A 25564-nucleotide genomic window follows, 5' to 3' on the forward strand; every position below is an offset into this window, starting at 1 on the left:
TGTGATCGCCCTCTCCCTCGCCGAGATCGCCTCAGCCGTCGGCGGGCAGCCGTACGACATACCGGATCCGCAGGCCCGGGTCACCGGGCCGGTCGTCATCGACTCGCGCAAGGTCGAGCCGGGAAGCCTCTTCGCCGCCTTCGTGGGCGAGCGGGTGGACGGCCACGACTACGCGCGCGAGGTCGTCGACAAGGGGGCCGCCGCCGTCCTGGCGTCCCGCCCCGTCGGAGTCCCCGCCATCGTCGTCGACGACGTCCAGGCGGCGCTCGGCGCGCTGGCCCGGCACGTGGTCGCGCGACTCGGCGCCACCCTGGTGGGTCTCACCGGCTCGGCCGGCAAGACCAGCACCAAGGACCTGATCGCCCAGGTGCTGCGCCGCAAGGCCGACACGGTCTTCACGCCCGGCTCGTTCAACAACGAGATCGGCCTGCCGCTCACCGCGCTCACCGCCACCGACGAGACGAAGTTCCTCGTCCTGGAGATGGGCGCCCGCGGCATCGGCCACATCACGTACCTGACGGGCCTTACGCCCCCGAAGGTCGGAGTCGTCCTGAACGTCGGGACCGCGCACATCGGCGAGTTCGGCGGCCGCGAGCAGATCGCGGTGGCCAAGGGCGAGCTGGTGGAGGCCCTGCCCGCCGACGGCACCGCGATCCTCAACGCGGACGACCCGCTGGTACGCGCCATGGCCTCGCGCACGAAGGCGAAGGTCCTCTTCTTCGGAGAGGCCGAGAGCGCCGACATTCGTGCCGAGAATGTCCGACTCACGGAGACCGGACAGCCCGCCTTCAGCCTGCACACACCCTCCGGGTGCAGCGAAGTGACCTTGCGCCTGTACGGTGAGCACCACGTGTCGAACGCGCTCGCCGCGGCCGCCGTCGCCCATGACCTTGGCATGTCCGTGGAGGAGATCGCCCTCGCGCTCTCCGAGGCGGGCAACCTGTCCCGCTGGCGGATGGAGGTCACCGAGCGCCCGGACGGCGTCACGATCGTCAACGACGCCTACAACGCGAACCCCGAGTCCATGCGAGCGGCACTGCGCGCGCTGGTGGCCATGGGCAAGGGGCGCCGTACGTGGGCGGTGCTCGGGCAGATGGCCGAGCTCGGGGACGAGGCGCTGACCGAGCACGACGCCGTCGGACGGCTCGCCGTCCGGCTCAACGTCAGCAAGCTCGTTGCAGTCGGGGGCAGGGAAGCGTCCTGGATGCAGTTGGGCGCCTATAACGAGGGTTCGTGGGGTGAGGAGTCGGTGCACGTGTCCGACGCACAGGCGGCGATCGACCTGCTGCGCAGCGAGCTGCGCCCGGGAGACGTCGTGCTCGTGAAGGCATCCAGGTCGGTGGGCCTGGAGAGCGTGGCACAGGCGCTGCTCGCGGACGTGCGGGGCGGGGTTGATGCCTGATGATGAAGCAGATTCTGTTCGCGGGCGTCATCGGTCTCTTCCTGACCCTCGCCGGAACACCACTTCTGATCAAGCTCCTGGCCCGCAAGGGCTACGGCCAGTACATCCGTGACGACGGCCCGCGCGAGCACGCGAGCAAGCGCGGTACGCCGACCATGGGTGGTATCGCCTTCATCCTGGCGACCCTCATCGCGTACTTCCTCAGCAAGCTGATCACCGGCGCCGCGCCGACCCTCTCGGGTCTGCTGGTGCTCGGTCTGATGGCGGGCATGGGGCTCGTCGGCTTCCTCGACGACTACATCAAGATCGTCAAGCGGCGTTCGCTCGGCCTCAGAGCCAAGGCGAAGATGGCCGGACAGCTGATCGTCGGCATCGCCTTCGCGGTGATCTCATTGCAGTTCGCGGATGTGCGCGGCAATACGCCCGCCTCCACCAAGCTCTCCTTCGTGGAGGACTTCGGGTGGTCGATCGGCCCGGTCCTGTTCGTGGTATGGGCGCTGTTCATGATCCTCGCGATGTCGAACGGCGTGAACCTGACGGACGGCCTCGACGGCCTCGCCACCGGCGCCTCCGTGATGGTCTTCGGCGCGTACACCTTCATCGGTGTCTGGCAGTTCCAGGAGTCCTGCGCCAACGCGCAGACCCTGACCAACCCGGGCGCGTGTTTCGAGGTCAGAGACCCACTCGACCTGGCCGTCGTCGCATCGGCCCTGATGGGCGCCTGTTTCGGCTTCCTGTGGTGGAACACCTCGCCCGCCAAGATCTTCATGGGCGACACCGGCTCGCTCGCCCTCGGCGGCGCCCTCGCCGGTCTCGCGATCTGCTCGCGCACCGAGCTCCTTCTCGCCCTGCTCGGCGGCCTGTTCGTGCTCATCACGATGTCCGTCGTCATCCAGGTCGGCTCGTTCCGGATGACCGGCAAGCGCGTCTTCCGCATGGCGCCACTGCAGCACCACTTCGAACTCAAGGGGTGGTCCGAAGTCCTTGTGGTGGTCCGGTTCTGGATCATCCAGGGCATGTGCGTGATCGTCGGACTCGGCCTCTTCTACGCAGGATGGGCAGCCAAGAAGTGACGACCCCTTCCCCATGGCAGGGCATGAACATCACCGTCGCCGGCCTCGGCGTGAGCGGCATCAGCGCCGCCCGCGCACTGGCCGGCTTCGGCGCGTCGGTGACCGTCGTGGACGGCGGCGACAGCGAGGCCCACCGCGAAAAGGCCGCTCCTCTTGAAGAAGCGGGGATTTCCGTACAGCTCGGGGACTCGTCCACGCTGCCCGAGGGCACCCACCTCGTGGTCACGTCGCCCGGCTGGAAGCCCTCGTCGCCGCTGTTCGCGGAGGCCGCGGCGGCCGGCGTCGACGTCGTCGGCGACGTCGAGATCGCCTGGCGGCTGCGCGGCCCGAACGCCGCCCCCTGGCTCGCGATCACCGGCACCAACGGCAAGACCACGACGACGCAGATGCTCGCGTCGATCCTGGAGGCGGCGGGCCTGCGCACGGCCGCCGTCGGCAACATCGGCACGCCGATCATCGACGTCGTCCTCCAGGGCGACGACGCCTACGACGTGTTCGCCGTCGAGCTGTCCTCGTACCAGCTGCACTGGGCGCCCTCGCTGCGCGCCCACTCCGGCGCCGTCCTGAACCTCGCGCCCGACCACCTCGACTGGCACGGCTCCATGGAGGCGTACGCCGCCGACAAGGGCCGCATCTACGAGGGCAACCAGGTCGCCTGCGTCTACAACGTGGCCGACAGGGCGACCGAGAAGCTGGTCGAGGAGGCCGACGTCGAGGAGGGCTGCCGCGCCATCGGCTTCACCCTCGGCACCCCCGGCCCCTCCGAACTCGGCGTCGTCGACGGCATCCTGGTCGACCGGGCCTTCGCCCCGAACCGGCAGAAGAACGCGCAGGAACTCGCCGAGGTCACGGACGTCAACCCGCCGGCCCCGCACAACATCGCCAACGCCCTCGCCGCGGCGGCCCTCGCCCGCGCCTACGGCGTCGAGCCCGCGGCCGTCCGCGAAGGACTGCGGAACTTCCGCCCCGACGCCCACCGCATCGAGCACGTCGCCGACGTCGACGGCGTCGCGTACGTGGACGACTCCAAGGCGACCAACACCCATGCCACTCAGGCGTCGTTGGCCGCGTACGAGTCCATCGTGTGGATCGCGGGCGGGCTCGCCAAGGGCGCGACCTTCGACGAGCTGGTCACGGGCGCCGCGAAGCGGCTGCGCGGCGTCGTCCTGATCGGCGCCGACCGCGCGCTGATCCGCGAAGCCCTGGAGCGACACGCCCCCGAAGTACCGGTCGTCGACCTCGACCGGACCGACACTGGGGCGATGTCGGCGGCGGTCCAGGAGGCCGCACGGCTCGCCCGCCAGGGGGACACCGTGCTGATGGCCCCGGCCTGCGCGTCGATGGACATGTTCACCAACTACAACAAGCGTGGCGAGGCGTTCGCGGAAGCGGTCCGCGAGCTCGGCGCCACCGGCGTCTGAGGGGGCTCGAGAGGGCGCCCGGTGACGCCGGGCACCCTTCGGGAGGGGAACGTGGCAGCGCAGACGTACGGCTCATCGGTGGGGGACGGTCATGGCCGGTAGCAGCCCTCCCCGCACGACCGGGCGCCCCGCCGCACCACCCCGGAAGACCAGCAAGGTCTACCGGGCCCGCGTCAACCCATTGCGCACCCTGTACGCGCAGGCCAAGCGCGCCTGGGACCGGCCGCTCACCGCGTACTACCTGATCATCGGCGCCTCGCTGCTCATCACGGTGCTCGGCCTGATCATGGTCTACTCGGCCTCGATGATCACGGCCCTGCAGATGGGCCTGTCCAGCTCGTACTTCTTCAAGAAGCAGTTCATCGCGGCCGTGCTCGGCGGCATCCTGCTGCTGATCGCGATGCGGATGCCGGTGAAACTGCACCGGGCGCTCGCCTACCCGATACTGGCCGCCAGCGTCTTCCTGATGGTCCTGGTGCAGGTGCCGGGCATAGGAGTGTCGATCAACGGCAACCAGAACTGGATCACGCTCGGCGGCCCCTTCATGCTGCAGCCCAGCGAGTTCGGGAAGCTGGCGTTGATCCTCTGGGGCGCCGATCTGCTGGCGCGCAAACACGACAAGCGGCTGCTGACCCAGTGGAAGCACATGCTGGTACCGCTCGTTCCGGTGGCTTTCATGCTGCTCGGCCTGATCATGCTCGGCGGCGACATGGGCACCGCGATCCTGCTGACCGCGATCCTGTTCGGACTGCTGTGGACGGCCGGGGCGCCCACCCGCCTCTTCGTGGGCGTGCTGTCGGTGGCCGCGGTGATCGGCGCGATCCTCATCAAGACCAGCCCGAACCGCATGGCACGCATGGCCTGCCTGGGCCGCGCCGACGCCGGACCCGGCGACATGTGCTGGCAGGGACTGCACGGGATCTACGCGCTGGCCTCCGGAGGGCTCTTCGGTTCGGGCCTCGGAGCGAGTGTGGAAAAATGGGGACAACTTCCCGAAGCGCACACCGACTTCATCTTTGCCATCACCGGTGAGGAACTGGGCCTGGCGGGGACGCTGTCGGTGCTCGCCCTGTTCGCGGCTCTAGGCTATGCGGGTATCCGCGTGGCCGGACGCACGGAGGACCCCTTCGTTCGCTATGCCGCGGGAGGCGTGACGACGTGGATCACGGCCCAGGCCGTGGTCAACATCGGTGCGGTGCTCGGCCTGCTGCCGATCGCCGGAGTCCCGCTCCCGCTGTTCTCGTACGGGGGATCCGCGCTGCTTCCGACCATGTTCGCCGTGGGGCTGCTGATCGCGTTCGCGCGGGACGAGCCGGCGGCGCGAGCGGCGCTCGCGATGCGGCGAAGCCCGGGAGGTCGGGGGATGAGATGGAACACGATGCGACGGCGCGCCACGGCGCGTACGTCCAGAGAGCGGTGAATTTCGGTGCATGTCGTACTCGCCGGTGGGGGGACCGCCGGCCACATCGAGCCGGCGCTCGCCCTCGCGGACGCCCTGCGCAGGCAGGACCCGACCGTGGGGATCACGGCGCTGGGCACGGAGCGCGGCCTTGAGACCCGTCTCGTACCGGAGCGCGGCTACGAACTGGCGCTGATCCCCGCCGTGCCGCTGCCGCGCAAACCCACGCCTGAGCTGATCACCGTTCCCGGCCGGCTGCGCGGCACCATCAAGGCGGCCGAGCAGGTCATGGAGCGCACCAAGGCGGACGCGGTCGTCGGCTTCGGCGGGTACGTGGCGCTGCCCGGCTACCTCGCCGCCAAGCGGCTCGGCGTGCCGATCGTGGTGCACGAGGCCAATGCGCGGCCCGGCCTGGCCAACAAGATCGGTTCGCGGTACGCGGCGCAGGTCGCGGTCTCCTCGCCCGACAGCAAGCTGCGCAACTCGCGCTACATCGGCATCCCGCTGCGCCGCACCATCGCCCTGCTCGACCGGGCGCAGAAGCGGCCCGAGGCACGCGCCGCGTTCGGGCTCGACCCGAACCTGCCGACGCTGCTCGTCTCCGGCGGCTCCCAGGGTGCCCGCCACCTGAACGAGGTCGTCACGCGCGTCGTGCCGCTCTTCCAGCGCTCCGGCATTCAGGTGCTGCACGTGGTCGGCCCCAAGAACGAACTGCCGCAGGTTCAGCAGATGCCGGGAATGCCCCCGTACATCCCGGTACCGTACGTGGACCGGATGGACCTCGCGTACGCCGCGGCCGACATGATGCTCTGCCGCGCGGGCGCGATGACCGTCGCCGAACTCTCCGCCGTCGGGCTCCCCGCCGCCTACGTCCCGCTGCCGATCGGCAACGGCGAACAGCGGCTCAACGCCCAGCCGGTGGTCAAGGCCGGCGGCGGACTGCTGGTCGACGACGCGGAGCTGACCCCCGAGTGGGTCCAGGCCAATGTCCTGCCCGTGCTCGCCGACCCGCACCGGCTGTACGAGATGTCCCGCGCGGCCGCCGAGTTCGGCCGCAGGGACGCCGACGACCTGCTCGTCGGGATGGTGTACGAGGCGATCAACTCGCGTCGTTAGTGAGCAGACGAATGTAAGGGCAGGGGATCGTGGCCGCCGGACCCACCACAACGGATCGCGAACGAGAGTCGTCCGAGGCGTCCGAGCCGCCCCCCGCCCCGGGACGGGTGCGCATGCCGAGCATGCGCACCCTTGTCGTGACCGGGGTGCTGCTCGTGCTGCTCGGCGCGGGCGGCACCTGGCTGCTCTACGGCTCGCCGTGGCTGCGCGTGGAGCGCGTCAAGCCCTCGGGCACCGAAGTCCTGACGCCGTCTCAGGTCCGGGACGCGGCCGCCGTGCCGGTGGGCGCCCCGCTGATCTCCGTCGACACGGACGCCATTGAGGAGCGGCTGCGCCGGAAATTGCCCCGAATTGACGCGGTTGATGTGGTCCGTTCATGGCCGCACGGAATCGGGTTGAAAGTCACGGAACGCAAGCCGGTTCTGATTGTGGAAGACGGCAAAAATTCAGACAAGTTCGTCGAAGTCGACCGCGAAGGCGTTCGTTTTGCGACGGTGGACAAGCCCCCGAAGGGCGTTCCGCGTCTCGAATTGACGCCGGATCAGGGGAGCGCCGAGGCCAGCCTGCGGCGTTTCGGTCCCGACCGGCTCGTCCGCGAAGCGGTGCGGGTCGCCGGCCGGCTCCCGAAGCCGGTCCTGCGGGCCGCGCGGACCGTCAAGGTCCGTTCGTACGACGACATCTCGCTGGAGCTGACCGGCGGGCGGAGCGTCGCGTGGGGAAGTGCCGAGCAGGGTGACACGAAGGCGCGTACTCTCACCGCTCTCATGAAAGCCGCCCCGAAGGCCGAGCACTTGGACGTGAGTGTTCCCACGGCCCCTGCGGTGTCCGGGAGTTGACGCACATCGATGCAGGCCAGCACCCTGGTTGGGCATCGACACGGCTGATCACATAGGGTGAAAAGAAAAACGGGAGGTTCGGCGTGTTCGTTGAACGGGCGCCACTTGTCGACTTAGTGTCAGGTTCGGAAGAGTCCAGGAAACAGACACACTGGTAACCCTAAACTTCAGCGTTAGGGTTCGGGTCGGCAGTCGACTAGTAGTCAACTAGTAGTCCGGACCGCCCCAATTCGGCATCAGTCGTCGCACCGTAGAACGCGAGGCGGCGACACGTAACTCGAGGCGAGAGGCCTTCGACGTGGCAGCACCGCAGAACTACCTCGCAGTCATCAAAGTCATCGGTGTCGGCGGCGGTGGTGTCAATGCCATCAACCGGATGATCGAGGTCGGTCTCAAGGGCGTCGAGTTCATCGCCATCAACACCGATGCGCAAGCCCTGTTGATGAGCGACGCGGACGTCAAGCTCGACGTCGGCCGTGAACTCACCCGCGGACTCGGCGCCGGAGCCAATCCGGGCGTCGGCCGCAAGGCGGCCGAGGACCACCGCGAGGAGATCGAGGAGGTCCTCAAGGGGGCCGACATGGTCTTCGTCACCGCCGGTGAAGGTGGCGGCACCGGCACCGGCGGCGCACCCGTCGTGGCCAACATCGCGCGCTCGCTGGGCGCCCTCACGATCGGTGTGGTCACCCGGCCGTTCACCTTCGAGGGTCGGCGCCGGGCGAACCAGGCGGAGGACGGCATCGCCGAGCTCCGCGAAGAGGTCGACACCCTCATCGTCATTCCGAACGACCGGCTCCTGTCCATCTCGGACCGGCAGGTCTCCGTCCTCGACGCCTTCAAGTCGGCGGACCAGGTCCTGCTCTCCGGTGTCCAGGGCATCACCGACCTCATCACCACCCCGGGTCTCATCAACCTCGACTTCGCGGACGTGAAGTCCGTGATGTCCGAGGCGGGTTCGGCCCTCATGGGCATTGGCTCCGCCCGCGGCGACGACCGCGCGGTGGCCGCCGCCGAGATGGCGATCTCCTCGCCACTCCTGGAAGCGTCCATCGACGGCGCCCGTGGCGTGCTGCTCTCCATCTCCGGTGGCTCGGACCTCGGTCTCTTCGAGATCAACGAGGCGGCGCAGCTGGTCAGCGAGGCGGCCCACCCCGAGGCGAACATCATCTTCGGCGCCGTCATCGACGACGCGCTCGGCGACGAGGTGCGGGTCACCGTCATCGCCGCCGGCTTCGACGGCGGGCAGCCGCCGAACAAGCGGGACAACGTGGTCGGTTCGTCGACCGCCAAGCGTGAGGAACCGGCGTCGCCGTCGCGGCCCTCGACGCCGGCCCCCGAGCCCGCGCGTCCGGCCTTCGGCAACCTCGGCAGCGTCACCCAGCGCGAGGAGTCCCAGCCGCAGACGCCGACCCCGGCCCCGCCGGCCGAGGCGCCCACCCCGGTGAACGAGGCGCCGGCGGCCCCGCCCGCCCCGCCGCAGGTTCCGCGGCCGTCCTACCCGGACAGCCAGGCCGAGGAGCTCGACGTGCCGGACTTCCTCAAGTGATCACGTGCCGTTGAGCGTGAGCGTGGTCATGGAGCAGTACGGATCACCGCAGTGACAGGACAACACCACACAGTGTCTTCCGAGAGTGGCGCGCACTTCGCCTTCACCGACCGGTGGGGCGGGGTGAGCGCCGCTCCGTACGAGGAGCTGAACCTCGGCGGAGCGGTCGGCGACGACCGCGAAGCCGTCCTGCGCAACCGGGAACTGGCGGCGCGGGCACTTGGCCTCGACGCCTCCCGTGTCGTGTGGATGAACCAGGTGCACGGCCCCGACGTGGCGGTCGTGGACGGGCCCTGGGCGACCGAAGCCGACATTCCGTGCGTCGACGCCCTCGTCACCACGCGGCGCGGGCTCGCGCTCGCCGTACTCACCGCGGACTGCACCCCCGTTCTCCTCGCCGACCCGGTCGCCGGGGTCGTCGCCGCCGCGCACGCGGGCCGCCCCGGCATGGTCGCCGGGGTGGTCCCGGCCGCGGTCGCGGCGATGGTGGAGCGGGGTGCGGAGCCGGACCGGATCATCGCCCGTACGGGGCCCGCGGTCTGCGGGCGCTGCTACGAGGTGCCGGCCGAGATGCGGGCCGAGGTCGCGGAGGCGGAACCGGCGGCGTACGCCGAGACCAGCTGGGGCACCCCGGCCGTCGACGTGACCGCCGGAGTCCATGCCCAGCTGGAGCGGCTCGGGGTGCGTGACCGGGAGCAGTCGCCGGTGTGCACACTTGAGTCGCACGATCACTTCTCGTACCGCCGCGACAAGGCCACCGGCCGACTCGGCGGCTATGTCTGGCTGGACTGAGACGACATGACAGAACTTCAGGACCGTACGGCAGAACTCGCCGCGAACCTGGCCGCGGTGGAGGAACGTATCACCGCGGCCTGTGCGGCGGCCGGGCGCAAGCGGGACGACGTGACCCTCATCGTGGTCACCAAGACCTACCCCGCGAGCGATGTACGGATCCTGTCCGGCCTCGGTGTCCGGCACGTGGCGGAGAACCGGGACCAGGACGCGGCTCCCAAGGCCGCGGAATGCTCGGATCTTCCGCTCACGTGGCACTTTGTCGGTCAGCTTCAGACCAACAAGGTCCGTTCCGTAGTGAGTTATGCCGATCTGGTGCAGTCCGTGGACCGGAGCAAGCTCGTCACGGCGCTCTCGAAGGAAGCCGTGCGGTCCGAGCGTGAACTGGGGTGCCTGATCCAGGTCGCGCTCGACGCCGATGCGGACGGCCGGGGGGAGCGCGGGGGCATCGGCCCCGGCGGAGTGGAGGAGTTGGCCGCTCGCGTGGCCGAGGCTCCGGGTCTGCGGCTCGACGGTCTGATGACCGTCGCCCCGCTCACCGGGGTCTACGCGGGTCGGCAACAGGCGGCGTTCGACCGGCTCATGGATTTGTCGACTGCCGTGCGCGCGGCCCATCCGGCTGCGAACATGGTCTCGGCAGGGATGAGTTCGGACCTTGAGCAGGCCGTGGCGGCCGGAGCGACACATGTGCGCGTCGGTACCGCGGTCCTCGGAGTCCGACCCCGGCTCGGGTAACGTCGCGAAGAAGTCGGACCACAGCAGAAAATATGGTCATTCTCGCTGATGGGCGGGGAGGCCACGTGGATCGCGGGCACTTTGGTTGACGTCAGCCGATCCACCACAGAGCGGAGGACCAAGAGAATGGCCGGCGCGATGCGCAAGATGGCGGTCTACCTCGGCCTCGTGGAGGACGATGGGTACGACGGCCGGGGGTTCGACCCCGATGACGACTTCGAGCCCGAACTCGACCCGGAGCCCGAGCGCGACCGTCGACGGCACGAGCCGTCGCATCAGTCACACAGCTCCCATGCCGCCACGGATGTGGAGGAATCGGTCAGAGTGGTGCAGCCGCCGGCTCAGCGCGAGCCGGTGCGCCAACCCGCTTCGCTCGCCGCTGAATCCGGACGTCCGGCGCGAATCGCCCCCGTGGCATCCATCACACCTGAACGTCAGAGCCTGGAGAAGAACGCACCGGTGATCATGCCCAAGGTCGTGTCCGAGCGGGAGCCCTACCGCATCACCACATTGCACCCCCGGACCTACAACGAGGCCCGTACCATCGGGGAACACTTCCGTGAGGGCACTCCGGTGATCATGAATCTGACGGAGATGGACGACACCGACGCGAAGCGACTTGTCGACTTTGCCGCCGGTCTTGTGTTCGGTCTTCACGGGAGCATCGAGCGAGTGACACAGAAGGTGTTCCTGTTGTCGCCTGCTAACGTCGATGTCACGGCGGAGGACAAAGCCCGTATCGCAGAGGGCGGGTTCTTCAACCAGAGCTGAGACGCAGCAAAGTTCGAACGGCTAGCTACAACTAGTCACGAGGCACGAGACACAGGGGAGAGGGAACCGCCGACATGGGCGTGTTTTGGGATGTGGTCTACATCGCGCTGATGTGTTTCCTCATCGTGCTGATCTTCCGGCTGGTCATGGACTACGTCTTCCAGTTCGCCCGCTCGTGGCAACCCGGCAAGGCGATGGTGGTCGTTCTTGAGGCCACCTACACTGTCACTGATCCACCGCTCAAGCTTCTGCGGCGGTTCATTCCGCCGCTGCGTCTCGGGGGCGTGGCGCTCGACCTGTCCTTCTTCGTACTCATGATCATCGTCTACATCCTGATCTCCGTCGTGAGCCGGCTGTGAGCACGATGTCAACTACGGTCTTGCCGAATGCCGACGACAACGTTGAGGTGAAGAGATGCCGTTGACCCCCGAGGACGTGCGGAACAAGCAGTTCACGACCGTCCGCCTCCGAGAAGGCTATGACGAGGACGAGGTCGATGCCTTCCTCGATGAGGTCGAAGCCGAACTGACACGTCTTCTTCGAGAGAACGAGGACCTGCGCGCGAAACTTGCCGCAGCCACCCGCGCCGCTGCGCAGAACCAGCAGCAGGGCGGCATGCGCAAGGGACCCGGCGGTCCCGGTGGGCCTGGCGGCCCCGGTGGACCTGGTGGTCCCGGCGGTCCTGGTGGCCCCGACGGGCAGCAGGACCAGCAGCAGGGTCCCCCGCAGGGCATGCGAGGCCCGGGCGCCCCGGTGCCCGCCGGTATATCGGGCCCGCCGCAGCAGCAGATGGGCGGCCCCATGGGCGGCCCGCCCCAGCTGCCGAGCGGTGCCCCGCAGCTGCCGGCCGGTCCCGGTGGACACGGTCCGCAGGGCGGCCCGCAGGGTCCCGGCCCGATGGGCCAGGGTCCGATGGGTGGCCCGATGGGCGGTCCTATGGGCGGCCACGGTGGCCCGCAGCTGCCGCAGCCCGGTCAGGGCCCCGGTGGCGACAGCGCCGCCCGTGTCCTCTCGCTGGCCCAGCAGACCGCCGACCAGGCGATCGCCGAGGCCCGCTCCGAGGCCAACAAGATCGTCGGCGAGGCGCGCAGCCGTGCCGAGGGTCTTGAGCGTGACGCCCGTGCCAAGGCCGACGCCCTGGAGCGGGACGCGCAGGAGAAGCACCGCGTCGCGATGGGCTCCCTGGAGTCCGCCCGCGCCACGCTGGAGCGCAAGGTCGAGGACCTGCGCGGCTTCGAGCGCGAGTACCGCACGCGTCTGAAGTCGTACCTGGAGTCGCAGCTGCGCCAGCTGGAGACCCAGGCCGACGACTCGCTGGCCCCGCCGCGTACCCCGGCGACCGCGAGCCTGCCGCCGTCCCCGGCGCCTTCCATGGCTCCGGCCGGTGCGGGTGCGCCGTCCTACGGCGGCAACCAGTCGATGGGTGGCAACCAGCAGAGCGGCGGTCCGTCGTACGGCGGCGGTCAGCAGCAGATGTCGCCCGCGATGACGCAGCCGATGGCTCCGGTGCGGCCGCAGGGTCCGTCCCCGATGGGCCAGGCTCCGTCGCCGATGCGCGGCTTCCTCATCGACGAGGACGACAACTGAGCGGCGCGTTTGCACGTAGCGCCTGGTAAGAACTAGGCGTCGGCATTCATTCAAGGCCTCGGCCCGGATCGTTTCTGCGATCCGGGCCGAGGCCTTTTGCGCTCCGCTCGGGGCGGGCGTGCACTGTTGCGGTTGGCCGCTTCCCGGCCTTGGGGCTCCGCCCCGGACCCCGCTCCTCAATCGCCGGAGGGGCTCCAAAGCAAGACGAGCCGGACGGGCTTGAGAAATCAAGCCCGTCCGGCGATTGAGGACCGGGGGTCCGGGGGCGGAGCCCCCAGGGGGGCGCCCCCGGTGTGGCTAGGCCTTGTGGAGGGCGAAGGTCAGGCTCAGGCCTTCGTCGGTGAAGGCGGAGCCGTACGTGTCGTCCGGCTCGCCCTGGGCGAAGTCCGTGGCCAGGACCTCGTCGGCGATCAGCTCGGCGTGCTCGGACAGGGCCGAGATCACCGCCGGGTCGGTCGACGTCCAGCGCAGGGCGATCCGGTCCGCCACGTCCAGGCCGCTGTTCTTGCGGGCCTCCTGGATCAGGCGGATCGCGTCACGGGCCAGGCCCGCCTGCCGCAGCTCCTCCGTGAGCTCCAGGTCGAGCGCCACCGTGGCACCGGAGTCCGAGGCCACGGACCAGCCCTCGCGCGGCGTCTCCGTGATGATGACCTCGTCCGGGGCGAGGTCGATCTTCTCGCCGTCGACCTCCACCGAGGCGGTGCCCTCGCGCAGGGCCAGGGACAGCGCAGCGGCGTCCGCGTTCGCGACCGCCTTCGCCACGTCCTGGACGCGCTTGCCGAAGCGCTTGCCGAGCGCCCGGAAGTTGGCCTTGGCGGTCGTGTCCACCAGGCTGCCGCCGACGTCCGAGAGCGAGGCCAGGGACGAGACGTTCAGCTCCTCCGTGATCTGGGCCTGGAGCTCGGGGGAGAGGCCGGCGAAGCCCGTCGCCGCGACCAGCGCGCGCGAGAGCGGCTGGCGGGTCTTGACGCCCGACTCCGCGCGCGTGGCACGGCCGAGCTCCACGAGGCGGCGGACCAGCGCCATCTGCGTCGACAGCTTGGGGTCGATCGCCGAACGGTCGGCCTCGGGCCACGACGACAGGTGCACCGACTCCGGGGCGTCCGGGGTGACCGGCACGACCAGGTCCTGCCACACGCGCTCCGCGATGAACGGCGTGAGCGGCGCCATCAGCTGTGTGATGGTCACCACCACGTCGTGCAGGGTGCGCAGCGCGGCCTTGTCGCCCTGCCAGAAGCGGCGGCGCGAGCGACGCACGTACCAGTTGGAGAGATCGTCGACGAAAGCCGAGAGGAGCTTGCCGGCGCGCTGGGTGTCGTACGCCTCGAGCGCCTTGGTGACCTCGTCCGTGAGCAGGTGCAGCTCGGACAGCAGCCAGCGGTCGAGCACCGTGCGCTCGGCCGGGGCCGGGTCAGCCTCGCTGGGCGCCCACTCCGTCGTCCGCGCGTACAGGGCCTGGAAGGCGACCGTGTTCCAGTACGTGAGAAGCGTCTTGCGGACGACCTCCTGGATCGTGCCGTGGCCGACGCGGCGGGCCGCCCACGGGGAGCCGCCGGCCGCCATGAACCAGCGCACCGCGTCCGCGCCGTGCCGGTCCATGAGCGGGATCGGGTCCAGGGTGTTGCCCAGGTGCTTGGACATCTTGCGGCCGTCCTCGGCGAGGATGTGGCCGAGGCAGACCACGTTCTCGTACGACGACTTGTCGAAGACGAGCGTGCCGACCGCCATCAGCGTGTAGAACCAGCCGCGCGTCTGGTCGATGGCCTCGGAGATGAACTGCGCCGGGTAGCGGGACTCGAACAGTTCCTTGTTCTTGTACGGGTAGCCCCACTGCGCGAACGGCATGGAACCCGAGTCGTACCAGGCGTCGATGACCTCGGGCACGCGCACCGCTTCGAGGGAGCAGCCCTCGTGGGTGCAGGTGAACGTGACGTCGTCGATGTACGGACGGTGCGGGTCGAGGGACGACTGGTCCGTGCCGGTCAGCGCGCCCAGCTCCTCACGGGAGCCGACGCAGGTGAGGTGGTTCTCCTCACAGCGCCAGATCGGCAGCGGGGTGCCCCAGTAGCGGTTGCGGGACAGCGCCCAGTCGATGTTGTTCTGCAGCCAGTCGCCGAAGCGGCCGTTCTTGACCGTCTCCGGGAACCAGTTGGTCTTCTCGTTCTCCTGGAGGAGCCGGTCCTTGATCGCCGTGGTGCGGATGTACCAGGAGGGCTGCGCGTAGTAGAGCAGCGCCGTGTGGCAGCGCCAGCAGTGCGGGTAGCTGTGCTCGTACGGGATGTGCTTGAAGAGCAGACCGCGGTTCTGGAGGTCCTCGGTCAGCTGTTCGTCGGCCTTCTTGAAGAAGACACCGCCCACCAGGCGCAGGTCCTCCTCGAAGGTGCCGTCGGGGCGGACCGGGTTCACGACCGGCATGCCGTACGCGCGGCAGACCTTGAGGTCGTCCTCACCGAACGCGGGGGACTGATGGACCAGACCCGTACCGTCCTCGGTCGTCACGTACTCGGCGTTGACGACGTAGTGGGCCTCGGACTCCGCCGGGAACTCCACGAGGTCGAACGGACGTTGGTACTTCCAGCGCTCCATCTCGGCGCCGGTGAAGGACTCACCGGTCGTCTCCCAGCCCTCGCCGAGCGCCTTCTCGACGAGCGGCTCGGCGACGACCAGCTTCTCCTCGCCGTCGGTCACGACCACGTAGGTCACGTCCGGGTGCGCGGCGACCGCGGTGTTGGACACCAGGGTCCACGGGGTCGTCGTCCAGATCAGGAGCGAGGCCTGGCCGGCCAGCGGACCGGAGGTGAGCGGGAAACGGACATAGACCGAGGGGTCGACGACGGTCTCGTACCCCTGGGCCAGCTCGTGGTCCGACAGACCGGTGCCGCAGCGCGGGCACCAGGGGGCGACGCGGTGGTCCTGGACCAGGAGGCCCTTGTTGAAGATCTCCTTCAGCGACCACCAGACCGAGTCGACGTACTCCGGGTTCATCGTCCGGTACGCGTCGTCGAGGTCGACCCAGTAGCCCATGCGGGTCGTCAGGTCGGAGAAGGCGTCGGTGTGCCGGGTCACGGACTCGCGGCACTTGGCGTTGAACTCCGCGATGCCGTACGCCTCGATGTCCTTCTTGCCGCTGAAGCCGAGCTCCTTCTCGACCGCCAGCTCCACCGGGAGGCCGTGACAGTCCCAGCCCGCCTTGCGGGCCACGTGGTAGCCGCGCATCGTGCGGAACCGGGGGAACACGTCCTTGAAGACGCGGGCCTCGATGTGGTGGGCGCCCGGCATGCCGTTGGCCGTGGGCGGGCCCTCGTAGAACACCCACTCGGGGCGCCCCTCGGACTGCTCCAGGGTCTTGGCGAAGATCTTCTGCTCGCGCCAGAAGTCGAGCACCGCGTGCTCGAGGGCGGGCAGGTCGACCTGGGCGGGCACCTGGCGGTACTGCGTCATCAGTCTTCCTCCGGCGGATCTGCCTTCTTCCGTCGGAGGGACGAGAGGCTGCTGCGCCGTGTGCGGCGCGCTCCCGCGGTACCACCCTCCTTGGCCCGCCGGGGCGTGGTGCGCTCCGGTGAGCCCCCTCATTGGGGTCGCGATGCCGGGTCTACTGGCCGCGGGCTGTGCACTGCGGCGTTCTTCCGGCGGCTCCGGGGTGATCTTCGCGTCGCGCTCGCCGCCGGGCTTCCACCGTCCCCGGTTCGCTCTTGGCTGCGTACGCCGCTACTCGGCCCCATCCACGCTTTTCGCTCCGCCCAGTGTACGGCGCCCGGGACGGGGCGGCCGACCGGTTTTCGCGGGGGTCGGGGCGTGCGGGGTGCGGGTGCGTCCGGTGACCCGAATGGCCATACGCCGGATGTCCGATCCGGGCCGCGCGCGGGACGGGCCGGGGGCGGACGGGTGAGCGGCGGATTACCGGGCGGGGAGCTGGGCACAACGCTTGCAGGTTCGTCGCGGGACGGTCACGAGGCCGCCGCGGGGGGCCTGGCCCGGTGGTGCGCCCCGTTGCCGCGGGCCTGGAGTCGATTTATCGTCCCAGCACGATTCGCGAGCAAGATCACAAATTGTGAAGGGGCCGCGACCATGGTGGCGAAGAAGACCGCCGTTCAGCAGTCGATGTCCAGGAGAACCACGGGCGCGGCGGCCTCCGGCGGTGCCGGGAAGGACGCGGCGGGAGCGAAGGCCTCGGCAGAGCCGAAGCCGAAGGAGACGCCCACCGGCAAGAAGAAGACAGCCGCCGCGTCCCACACGACCTCCCGCAAACAGCCCACCGAACCCACGAAGGCGACGTCTACGAAGACCGCGCCCGCGAAGGCGACGGCTACGGAGGGCGCCGCCTCGGGGACGGGGACCACGAAGCCGGCACCGGCGAAGGCGGCGGGTGACAAGGCGGCGGCCAAGAGGGCTGGGGCCAAGAAGGCCGCGGCCGAGGAGGCTGGGGCCGAGAAGGCCGCGGCGGCCAAGGAGACAGCGGCCGACAAGGCGGGAGCCGGGAAGCCCCCGGCGGAAAAGACCGAGGCCAAGAAGGCGTCGGCCAAGAAGGCCGCGGCCAAGAAGAGCACGACGAAGAGTTCGGCGTCCGCGAAGGGTGCGGCCAAGAAGGCGGGCGCGGGCAGAGCGGCGGAGGCGTCCTCGGACGCCGGTGTCGCAGGGGAAAAGAGGGAGGGCGCCCGCCCGGCGGGTGGGCGCAAGGGCGCGAAGAAGACGGTCGCCTCCGCGGCCGAGGGCGCGGCCGAGGCCGCGAAGACGACGGGAGCCACGACAGTGGTTGCGAAGAAGACTCAGGGCACGGCCACGGCGACCAAGAAGCCGGGCGCGGTACCCAAGGCGCGCGGCACCGCCGAACCCGGTGAGCTGGCTGTCCGGCCGGGCGAGGATCCCTGGACCCCGGAGGAGGCCGAGGAGGCGCGCGCCGAGCTGCAGAGCGAGGTGCTGCGGCTCGGGAGCGAGATCTCCACCGCGGAGGAGGGCCTGGCGGGCCTGATGCGCGACTCCGGTGACGGGGCGGGCGACGACGACGCCGACACCGGCACCAAGAACATCACCCGCGAGCACGAGATGGCCCTCGCGGCCAACGCGCGCGAGATGTTGTTGCAGACCGAGCGGGCCCTGGAGCGCCTCGACGCGGGCACGTACGGGCTCTGCGAGAACTGCGGGAACCCCATCGGCAAGGCGCGCATGCAGGCGTTCCCGCGCGCGACGCTGTGCGTCGAGTGCAAGCAGAAGCAGGAGCGCCGTTACTGATCGACCGCCGAGCCCGCGCCGGGGCCCCGGCCCATGGGGGCGTGGCCCCGCGTGCCGTACTCTCGTCCTCAGTCAGGTACTAGGTTGAGGGACTCACGTGGCAGAGGCGGAGCGCATCATCGGTACGCCGGATTCCCCGGATGCGGGGGCACCCGAGCCTGAGCAGGCCGAGAAGCAGGTTCCGGAGCAGGCCGAGGAGCAGACCCGGGAGCGGCCCAAGGGCAGGCGGCGGATCGCCGTGCTGTTCGCCGTGGCCGCGCTCGCGTACGCCCTTGACCTGGGCAGCAAGCTGATCGTGGTGGCGAAGCTGGAGCACCGCGACGGCATCCACATCATCGGCGACTGGCTGCAGCTCGAAGTGATCAGGAACCCGGGCGCCGCCTGGGGCATCGGCGAGGCCTTCACGATCATCTTCACCCTGATCGCGGCCGCCGTGATCGTCGTGATCGCCCGGCTCGCCCGGAAGCTCTACAGCACGCCCTGGGCGATCGCGCTCGGCCTGCTGCTCGGCGGTGCGCTCGGCAATCTCACGGACCGGATCTTCCGGGCGCCGGGCGTCTTCGAGGGCGCCGTGGTGGACTTCATCGCGCCGAAGCACTACCCGGTGTTCAACCTCGCCGACTCGGCGATCGTGTGCGGCGGCATCCTGATCGTGCTGCTGTCCTTCCGGGGCATCGACCCCGACGGCTCCGTCCACAAGGACTGAGCGCAGGGACCGGGCACAGGGGCCGAGCACGGGGACCGGGTCCCAGCTCAAGGGGCTCGTGTGCGGGAGTGTCGGTGGGCTCCTGCATACTCGATGGGTGAGCACGATTCCCGAGGTCCGCACCCTGCCCGTACCCGACGGCCTGGAGGGCGAGCGCGTAGACGCCGCCATCTCCCGCATGTTCGGTTTCTCCCGCACCAAGGCCGCCGAGCTCGCCGCCGCCGGGAAGGTCACGGTCGACGGTTCGGTCGTGGGTAAGTCCGAGCGGGTGCACGGCGGCGCCTGGATGGAAGTGGAGATGCCGCAGGCACCCGCTCCCGTGCAGATCGTCGCGGAGCCCGTCGAGGGCATGGAGATCGTGCACGACGACGACGACATCGTCGTGATCATGAAGCCCGTGGGCGTCGCCGCCCACCCCAGCCCCGGCTGGACGGGGACGACGGTGATCGGCGGGCTCGCCGCGGCCGGGTACCGGATCTCGACGTCCGGCGCCGCCGAGCGCCAGGGCATCGTGCACCGGCTCGACGTGGGCACGTCGGGGCTGATGGTCGTCGCCAAGTCGGAGCGGGCGTACACGTCGCTGAAGCGCCAGTTCAAGGAGCGCGTCCCGGACAAGCGGTACAACGCGCTGGTGCAGGGCCACCCCGACCCCATGAGCGGCACCATCGACGCCCCGATCGGCCGCCACCCGAACCACGACTACAAGTGGGCCGTGACCGCCGAGGGCAAGCCGTCCGTCACGCACTACGACCTCATCGAGGCCTTCCGCGCCGCCTCGCTCCTCGACATCAAGCTGGAGACGGGGCGCACCCACCAGATCCGCGTCCACATGTCGGCGCACCGGCACCCGTGCGTCGGCGACCTGACGTACGGCGCGGATCCCACCATCGCCAAGCGGCTCGGCCTCACGCGCCAGTGGCTGCACGCGGTGCGGCTCGGCTTCGAGCACCCGGCGGACGGCCGCTGGGTCGAGTTCGAGAGCGCCTACCCGGACGATCTGCAGACCGCGCTCGACCGGGTCAGGGCGGAGAGCGCATGAGTGCCCCCGTCACCGCGTACATAACCCGCGTCGCCGAGAGCGAGGCGGACCGGCAGGCCTGCTTCGCCGTCCGCAAGGAAGTCTTCGTCGCCGAGCAGGGCGTTCCCGAGGACATCGAGTACGACGCGTACGACGCTCGGGCCGTGCACATCCTCGCCGTCCGGACGGACGGGGAGCCGCTCGGCACCGGCCGGCTGCTGACGGGCGAGGCGGCCGCGGCGAAGAACGGCGGGGCGGCCGACGTGGGCGCCCTCGGGCGGCTCGCCGTGGCGAAGGCCGCGCGCGGTCTCGGGGTCGGCGCCGCGCTGGTGCAGGCCGTCGAGGACGCGGCCGGCGCGCACGGAATGACCGCCGTGGACCTGCACGCGCAGACGCACGCGCTGGGGTTCTACGAGCGTCTGGGGTACGTCGCGTACGGGCCCGAGTTCCTCGACGCCGGCATCGGCCACCGCGCGATGCGCAAGACACTCGGCTAGCAAGCGGCGGCTTCGCGGCACCCCGGCATCACGTATCCGGGCTCCGATAAGACCGTTTTGATCTGAAGCGCGTGGCACTCTTGAGGCCGGAACGCACATGATCGTCGAGTCTGGTCGGAGTCCCCGGTGGATCAATTGGCCCTGCTGTTCGTGCTGTTGCTCGGGGCCGTGCTGACCGTGCCCCTCGGTGACCGGCTCGGCCTGCCGTCGCCGGTCCTGATGACCCTGCTCGGCATCGCGCTCGCCCTGATCCAGGCGGTCCCGAACGTCGACATCAATCCGGACCTGATCCTGCCGCTCGTGCTGCCACCGCTGCTCTACGCGGCCGTGCACCGCACGTCCTGGCGCCAGTTCGCGGCCAACAAACGGCCGATCTTCCTGCTCGCCGTGGCCCTGGTCTTCGTCACCACGGCCGCGGTCGCCTTCGTCGCCGACGCCATCGTGCCCGGCCTGCCGGTCGCCGCGGCCGTCGCGCTCGGCGCGCTCGTGGCGCCGCCCGACCCGGTCGCCGCGACCGCTGTCGCGGGCCAACTCGGTCTGCCCCGGCGCATGGTGTCGATCCTGGAGGGCGAGGGCCTGTTCAACGACGTGACCGCGATCGTGCTCTACCACGTCGCGATCGCCGCCGCCGTCAGCGGCACCTTCTCGCTGCCGCGCGCCGCGCTGGAACTCGTCCTGTCCGCGGTCGTGGCCATCGCGGTCGGCTGGGCGCTCGGCTGGGCCGCCAACAAGCTCATCGGCTATCTCGGCGACGCCACGCTCCAGATCGGCCTCACGCTCCTGATCCCCTACGCCTCGTACGTACTCGCCGAGGAGCTCAAGGGCTCGGGCGTGCTGGCGGTCCTGACCACGGCCATGTTCCTGGCCGAGCACGCCTTCGACGCCGACGACGTGCTGACGCGGCTCACCGGGCGGGCCTTCTGGGACGTCGTGGACACCCTCGTCACGGGCGTCGCGTTCGGCCTCATCGGCCTGGAGGTGCACAACGTCGTCCGGACCGCGGAGGGCCGCTGGGGCGAGATGTTCGGCTGGGCGGGCGCGGTCGTCGGCGTCGTCATCGTCGTACGGCTGCTGTGGCTGCTGCCGATGACGTGGGTGACACGGCGGATGCACCTGCGGCGCGACGTCGACGAGGACATCCCGGTCAGCTGGCGCGAGACGGTCGTCATGTGGTGGGCCGGAATGCGCGGTGTGGCCTCGGTGGCCCTGGCCCTCGCCATCCCGTTGACCATGGACAACGGTTCGCCCTTTCCGCAGCGGGACGAGATCGTCTTCCTCGCGTTCGGGGTGATCATGGCGACCCTGGTGCTGCAAGGGCTGAGCCTGCCGTGGCTGGTGCGCAAGCTCGGGGTGCGCAGCGACGACACCGCCGAGCGGGAGTTCGAGCGGCAGCTCGCGCTGAGGGCCGCGAAGGCGGCCAAGCGGCGGTTCAAGGAGATCGAGGAGGTCGAGGAGCTGCCGGACGAGGTGACGGAGCAGATGCTGCGCCGAGCGCTCGACATCGGCCTGCGCATCAACCCGGAGATCGGCGCGGACGAGCGGCGCGAGAAGCAGACCAAGCGGGTCGACCGGATCAAGCGGATCCGCCGGATCCAGGCGGAGATGATGTCGGCCGCCCGGCACGAGGTCCTCGCGGCCCGCAGTGAGCCGGGCTCCGACCCGGAGGTGGTCGACCGGGTGCTCAGGAAACTGGATGTGCGCAGTTTGCGCTGAGACACGCGGGATTCGAGTGCGCTCCACGTTCTAACCTCGTGGGCATGGCACGCAACGTGATAATCACCGGAGGCGGCACGGGAATCGGGCTCGCGACAGCCCAGGCGTTCGCGGCGGAGGGCGACCGCGTGCTCCTGGTCGGGCGGCGGATCGAGGTGCTGGAGAAGGCCGATGTGCCCGGCGCGATGAGGTACCCGGCCGACCTCAGTACGGTCGAAGGGGCGCGCGGCGCCGCCGATTTCGCCCTGGAGGCGTTCGAGGGCACGGTCGACGTGATCGTGCACAGCGCAGGCGGGTTCGGCGGCCGCACGCATCCGGCGCCGGAGGGCACCGACCCGCTGGAGACCGTCGCCCATCAGTGGAGCGCCGATTTCCGGATCAATACGCTGACGTCGGTCCTGCTGACCGAGGCGCTGCGCGAGCACATCGCCGCGCCGGGCGGCCGGATCGTCTTCCTGTCGTCCATCGCCGCGCTGCGCGGCTCGAACCAGGGCTCGTACGGCGCCGCGAAGGCGGCCCTGCACCCGTACACGTACGACCTCGCCAGGGCCCTCGGGCCGCGCGGCATCACCGTGAACACCGTCGCGCCCGGCTACATCGAGGACACCGACTTCTTCGGGCCCTCGATGCCGGAGGCGGACTACCGGCGCCGGGTCGACGCCATCCCGACCGGTCGCGCGGGAAAGCCCGCCGACATCGCGGCCACCGTGCTGTGGCTGGCGTCACCGGGCGGAGGTCATGTGAGCGGGCAGATCGTCCAGGTCAACGGAGGGGAACTGCCGGGGCGTTAGAGCGTCAGTGCGAAGGGCCGGGGCGGCAGCGGCTAGCCCCGGCCCGTCCGGGGAGCGCGGCCGTTGCGGCTGATCACATGCTCCGGCAGGGCGTCCATCTCGTCCGGGGCCACCAGGGCCGTCGCCGTGTTGATCCGCGGCAGCGCGTACGGGTGCTGATCGGTCAGCCAGCGCACGAGCTGCTCGCGGACCGTGACCCGCACCGTCCAGATGTCGTCCGCGTCCTTGGCCGTGACCAGGGCGCGGACCTGGAGGGTGCTGGGCGTGGTGTCGGTGACGGCCAGGCCCCAGTCGCGGCCGTCCCAGGCGGCGCACTCGCGCAGGATGTCGTGGAGCTTCTCGCGCATCTCGGGCACGGGCGCGCTGTGGTCGAGGTGGAAGAAGACGGTGCCGGTCATCTGGACACCGCCGCGCGACCAGTTCTCGAACGGCTTCGACGTGAAGTACGAGACCGGCATGGTGATGCGGCGCTCGTCCCAGGTGCGGACCGCGAGGAAGGTGAGGGTGATCTCCTCGACCGTGCCCCACTCGCCGTCCACGACCACCGTGTCGCCGATCCGCACCATGTCGCCGAACGCGATCTGCAGGCCCGCGAAGAGGTTGCCGAGCGTGGACTGCGCGGCGACACCGGCGACGATGCCCAGGAGACCGGCCGAGGCGAGCAGCGAGGCCCCTGCGGCCCGGAACGAGGGGAACGTCAGGAGCATCGCGGCCACCGCGACCACGCCGACGACCGCTATGACGACGCGCTGGATCAGGGTGACCTGGGTGCGCACGCGGCGGACCCTGGCCGGATCGCGCTGGGCGGCGGCGTAGCGGGCGTAGGTCGACTCGACGACGGCGGAGGAGATCCGGACGGCGAGCCAGGCGGTGGCGCCGATCAGGACCAGGCTGAGCGTTTCTCCAATGCCGCCGTAGTGCTCCTTCGCGAGGCCCGTTTGGTCGTAGGAGCCGCGCAGCAGCGCCGCGCACAGCACGAACTGGAGCGGCAGCCGGCAGCGGCGCAGCAGCCCCCACAGCGGGGTTTCGTGGTGGCGCTGATCGGTGCGCAGCAGCAACCGGTCGACGGCCCACCCCACGAGCAACGTGAGGACGACCGAGCCACCAATGACGATCAGTGGGCGCAGTACGTTCTCCATGCCACGACGGTATCCGGCATCGCGCGAACCTAACCTGTGGGGGGCCTGGCACCATGGAGCCCATGAACATCATGCTTTTCCATTCGGCGTTCGGACTGCGGCCCGCGGTGGAGGCCGCCGCCGAGCGGCTTCGGGCCGCCGGGCACGAGGTGTGGACCCCCGATCTCTTCGAGGGCCGCACGTTCGACACCGTCGAGGAGGGCATGGCCTTCAAGGACGAGATCGGCAAGGACGAGCTGCTCAAGCGCGCCGTCCTGGCGGCCGCGCCCTACTCCGACCGCGGACTCGTCTACGCCGGGTTCTCGTTCGGCGCCGCGACCGCGCAGACCCTCGCCCTCGGTGACGACAAGGCGAAGGGGCTGCTGCTCCTGCACGGCACGTCCGACATCGCGGAGGGCGTCACCGTGGACGAGCTCCCGGTCCAGCTGCACGTCGCCGAGCCCGACCCCTTCGAGACGGACGACTGGCTGACCGCCTGGTACCTGCAGATGGGGCGCGCGGGAGCCGACGTCGAGGTCTACCGGTACGCCGGGGCGGGCCACCTGTACACCGACCCCGACCTGCCGGACTACGACGAGGAGGCCGCCGAGGCCACCTGGCGGGTGGCGCTCGGCTTCCTCGAAACGCTGTGAGGGATCAGCCCGCCCGGTACGCCGTCCAGCTGTCCTTCATGCGCTGCACCTGACCGGCGGTGAACTGGTACATGCAGGAGTCGTACGTGTAGTCCATGAAGTTGTGGATCGGGTCGACACCCGTCTTGTTCGTGCAGGTGTCGCGCCCGGTCGGGCACTCGAAGGCGGCGCTCTTCTCGGCCGGGGTGTCGGAGACGTAGTCGCCGTTGCCGTTGCAGCCGCCCTGGAAGGTGTGGTAAAGCCCCATCCAGTGGCCGATCTCGTGGGTCCCGGTGTCGCCCTCGTTGTAGTTGGCGGCCGAGCCGCCGGGCAGCGAGGTGTCGAGGACGACCACGCCGTCGTCGGACGGGTTCGACTTGTACGAGGACGGGAACGTCGCCCAGCCCAGCAGGTCCTGGCCGAGGTTCGCGGTGTAGAAGTTCAGCGCGTTCGCGCCGCCCTTGCGCAGCGTGCTCTTCATCGACTTCTCGGCGGCCGAGCCCGGGGCGATGCCGTTGTACCAGGAGGCGTTGTCCGTGTAGTCGGTCGCGACCAACTGGAACTGGTAGCCGGAGTCGGTGTTGCCGGTGCCCTGCCCGCTGTAGGCGGCGTTCAGGACGCTGATCTGGTTGGCGATCGACGTCGCCGACAGCTTGCCGGTCGTGCCGTTGTGGATCACGTGGAAGTACACCGGGATCGTCGTGGACGCGGCGGCGTTCAGGCCCCGCTCCGGGGTGCCCGCGGCGCGCAGCTTGTCGAGTCTCTTCCGCAGGGCCGCGTCCATGGCCTTGGCCTGCGCCGCGGTGAGCTCGTTGGGCTCCTGGGCGTGGTCGGCGCCGGTGGGCTTCTTCTCGCGGGCGACCGCGTTCGTGTCGGTCGCGCACTTCTCGGCGGCGGTGGTGGTCTTCGTGGCGGCGGCGCTGCCGGTGGGGGCGGAGAGCGGAACCAGGGCCAGGGTTCCGGCCATCACCGCGGTGCCGAGCAGCCGGCGGCGCAGGCGCGGGGATATGGGGGTCTTCCGGGTAAGGGTGGTCATTCTGGGCTCCTCGCGGACGCGAGCGGGGAGGGCCTTCCTCGCCGCCGCGGGGAGATTACGTGGCCATGTCATGCCAGGAAGAGCAGGGAACTGGTCGCGTTGATCGCGGAGTTTTGCCCGGCAAACCGGGGCAACCGGGAGAAGAA

22 protein-coding genes are annotated in these 25564 nt (G+C 70.0%); 19 read left to right on the plus strand and 3 right to left on the minus strand.

All coding sequences use genetic code 11. The annotated features are described in order from the left end of the window. The first annotated feature begins 1 nt into the window (after window position 1). From ACY34M_RS04475 to ACY34M_RS04530, 12 genes are all read left to right on the plus strand, one after another. Window positions 2-1402 (plus strand): UDP-N-acetylmuramoyl-tripeptide--D-alanyl-D-alanine ligase, encoded by a 1401-nt coding sequence (locus tag ACY34M_RS04475; protein ID WP_462718600.1) that lies wholly within the window; start codon window positions 2-4, stop codon window positions 1400-1402. Beyond that, entirely contained in the window at window positions 1402-2475 is a 1074-nt protein-coding gene (gene mraY, locus ACY34M_RS04480; RefSeq protein WP_462718601.1) for a phospho-N-acetylmuramoyl-pentapeptide-transferase, read from the plus strand. The genes ACY34M_RS04475 and mraY overlap by 1 nt, the downstream gene beginning before the upstream one ends. Then, on the plus strand, window positions 2457-3896 hold the full coding sequence (gene murD, locus ACY34M_RS04485) for a UDP-N-acetylmuramoyl-L-alanine--D-glutamate ligase (protein WP_462718602.1): 1440 nt from the start codon (window positions 2457-2459) through the stop codon (window positions 3894-3896). The genes mraY and murD overlap by 19 nt, the downstream gene beginning before the upstream one ends. 91 nt (window positions 3897-3987) lie before the next feature. Next, complete coding sequence (gene ftsW / locus ACY34M_RS04490; protein ID WP_462718603.1) at window positions 3988-5316, plus strand: putative lipid II flippase FtsW; 1329 nt, start codon at window positions 3988-3990, stop codon at window positions 5314-5316. Window positions 5317-5322: 6 nt separating this feature from the next. After that, window positions 5323-6411, plus strand: a complete 1089-nt coding sequence (gene murG, locus ACY34M_RS04495) for an undecaprenyldiphospho-muramoylpentapeptide beta-N-acetylglucosaminyltransferase (RefSeq protein ID WP_462718604.1) — start codon at window positions 5323-5325, stop codon at window positions 6409-6411. A 122-nt stretch (window positions 6412-6533) separates the two neighbouring features. Further along, on the plus strand, window positions 6534-7247 hold the full coding sequence (locus tag ACY34M_RS04500; protein WP_462718605.1) for a cell division protein FtsQ/DivIB: 714 nt from the start codon (window positions 6534-6536) through the stop codon (window positions 7245-7247). A 298-nt stretch (window positions 7248-7545) separates the two neighbouring features. Further along, a complete protein-coding gene (gene ftsZ, locus ACY34M_RS04505) occupies window positions 7546-8793 on the plus strand; it encodes a cell division protein FtsZ (protein WP_462718606.1) in 1248 nt (415 codons plus the stop codon). Between the two features lie 51 nt (window positions 8794-8844). Then, window positions 8845-9585, plus strand: a complete 741-nt coding sequence (pgeF, locus tag ACY34M_RS04510) for a peptidoglycan editing factor PgeF (protein ID WP_462718607.1) — start codon at window positions 8845-8847, stop codon at window positions 9583-9585. Window positions 9586-9591: 6 nt separating this feature from the next. Beyond that, a complete protein-coding gene (locus ACY34M_RS04515; RefSeq protein WP_462718608.1) occupies window positions 9592-10320 on the plus strand; it encodes a YggS family pyridoxal phosphate-dependent enzyme in 729 nt (242 codons plus the stop codon). Window positions 10321-10446: 126 nt separating this feature from the next. Continuing rightward, window positions 10447-11091, plus strand: a complete 645-nt coding sequence (locus tag ACY34M_RS04520; protein WP_385769864.1) for a cell division protein SepF — start codon at window positions 10447-10449, stop codon at window positions 11089-11091. Window positions 11092-11165: 74 nt separating this feature from the next. Further along, a complete protein-coding gene (locus ACY34M_RS04525) occupies window positions 11166-11450 on the plus strand; it encodes a YggT family protein (RefSeq protein WP_462718609.1) in 285 nt (94 codons plus the stop codon). A gap of 55 nt (window positions 11451-11505) precedes the next feature. Further along, a complete protein-coding gene (locus ACY34M_RS04530; RefSeq protein WP_462718610.1) occupies window positions 11506-12678 on the plus strand; it encodes a DivIVA domain-containing protein in 1173 nt (390 codons plus the stop codon). Between the two features lie 297 nt (window positions 12679-12975). Here the strand turns inward: ACY34M_RS04530 and ileS are convergent, their stop codons facing one another. Then, the gene (gene ileS, locus ACY34M_RS04535; protein WP_462718611.1) at window positions 12976-16119 is read right to left on the minus strand and encodes an isoleucine--tRNA ligase; all 3144 of its coding nucleotides are present in this window, start codon (window positions 16117-16119) and stop codon (window positions 12976-12978) included. Window positions 16120-16746: 627 nt separating this feature from the next. Between ileS and ACY34M_RS04540 the strand changes: the two genes are divergently transcribed. The 6 genes from ACY34M_RS04540 to ACY34M_RS04565 all read left to right on the plus strand — a co-directional run bounded on the left by ACY34M_RS04540 (window position 16747) and on the right by ACY34M_RS04565 (window position 22632). Beyond that, entirely contained in the window at window positions 16747-17907 is a 1161-nt protein-coding gene (locus ACY34M_RS04540; RefSeq protein ID WP_462718612.1) for a TraR/DksA family transcriptional regulator, read from the plus strand. A gap of 97 nt (window positions 17908-18004) precedes the next feature. Beyond that, window positions 18005-18613 (plus strand): signal peptidase II, encoded by a 609-nt coding sequence (lspA, locus tag ACY34M_RS04545; RefSeq protein ID WP_462718613.1) that lies wholly within the window; start codon window positions 18005-18007, stop codon window positions 18611-18613. Window positions 18614-18710: 97 nt separating this feature from the next. Continuing rightward, window positions 18711-19652 carry an RluA family pseudouridine synthase gene (locus ACY34M_RS04550; RefSeq protein ID WP_462718614.1) on the plus strand — a complete coding sequence of 314 codons (942 nt, stop codon included), beginning with the start codon at window positions 18711-18713 and terminating at the stop codon, window positions 19650-19652. After that, entirely contained in the window at window positions 19649-20128 is a 480-nt protein-coding gene (locus tag ACY34M_RS04555) for a GNAT family N-acetyltransferase (RefSeq protein WP_462718615.1), read from the plus strand. Before ACY34M_RS04550 ends, ACY34M_RS04555 begins: the two co-directional genes overlap by 4 nt. 126 nt (window positions 20129-20254) lie before the next feature. Next, window positions 20255-21841 (plus strand): Na+/H+ antiporter, encoded by a 1587-nt coding sequence (locus tag ACY34M_RS04560; protein ID WP_462718616.1) that lies wholly within the window; start codon window positions 20255-20257, stop codon window positions 21839-21841. A gap of 44 nt (window positions 21842-21885) precedes the next feature. Then, a complete protein-coding gene (locus ACY34M_RS04565) occupies window positions 21886-22632 on the plus strand; it encodes an SDR family NAD(P)-dependent oxidoreductase (RefSeq protein WP_462718617.1) in 747 nt (248 codons plus the stop codon). 32 nt (window positions 22633-22664) lie between these two features. Here ACY34M_RS04565 and ACY34M_RS04570 read toward each other — a convergent pair whose 3' ends face one another. Further along, on the minus strand, window positions 22665-23771 hold the full coding sequence (locus ACY34M_RS04570; RefSeq protein WP_462718618.1) for a mechanosensitive ion channel family protein: 1107 nt from the start codon (window positions 23769-23771) through the stop codon (window positions 22665-22667). 62 nt (window positions 23772-23833) lie between these two features. On the opposite strand from ACY34M_RS04570, the gene ACY34M_RS04575 reads away from it, so the two are divergent. Next, window positions 23834-24403, plus strand: a complete 570-nt coding sequence (locus ACY34M_RS04575) for a dienelactone hydrolase family protein (RefSeq protein WP_462718619.1) — start codon at window positions 23834-23836, stop codon at window positions 24401-24403. 4 nt (window positions 24404-24407) lie between these two features. Here the strand turns inward: ACY34M_RS04575 and ACY34M_RS04580 are convergent, their stop codons facing one another. Continuing rightward, on the minus strand, window positions 24408-25418 hold the full coding sequence (locus ACY34M_RS04580) for a zinc metalloprotease (protein WP_462718620.1): 1011 nt from the start codon (window positions 25416-25418) through the stop codon (window positions 24408-24410). Window positions 25419-25564: the final 146 nt, after the last annotated feature.

The sequence above is a fragment of the Streptomyces sp. EDA2-14 genome (genome assembly GCF_054963755.1).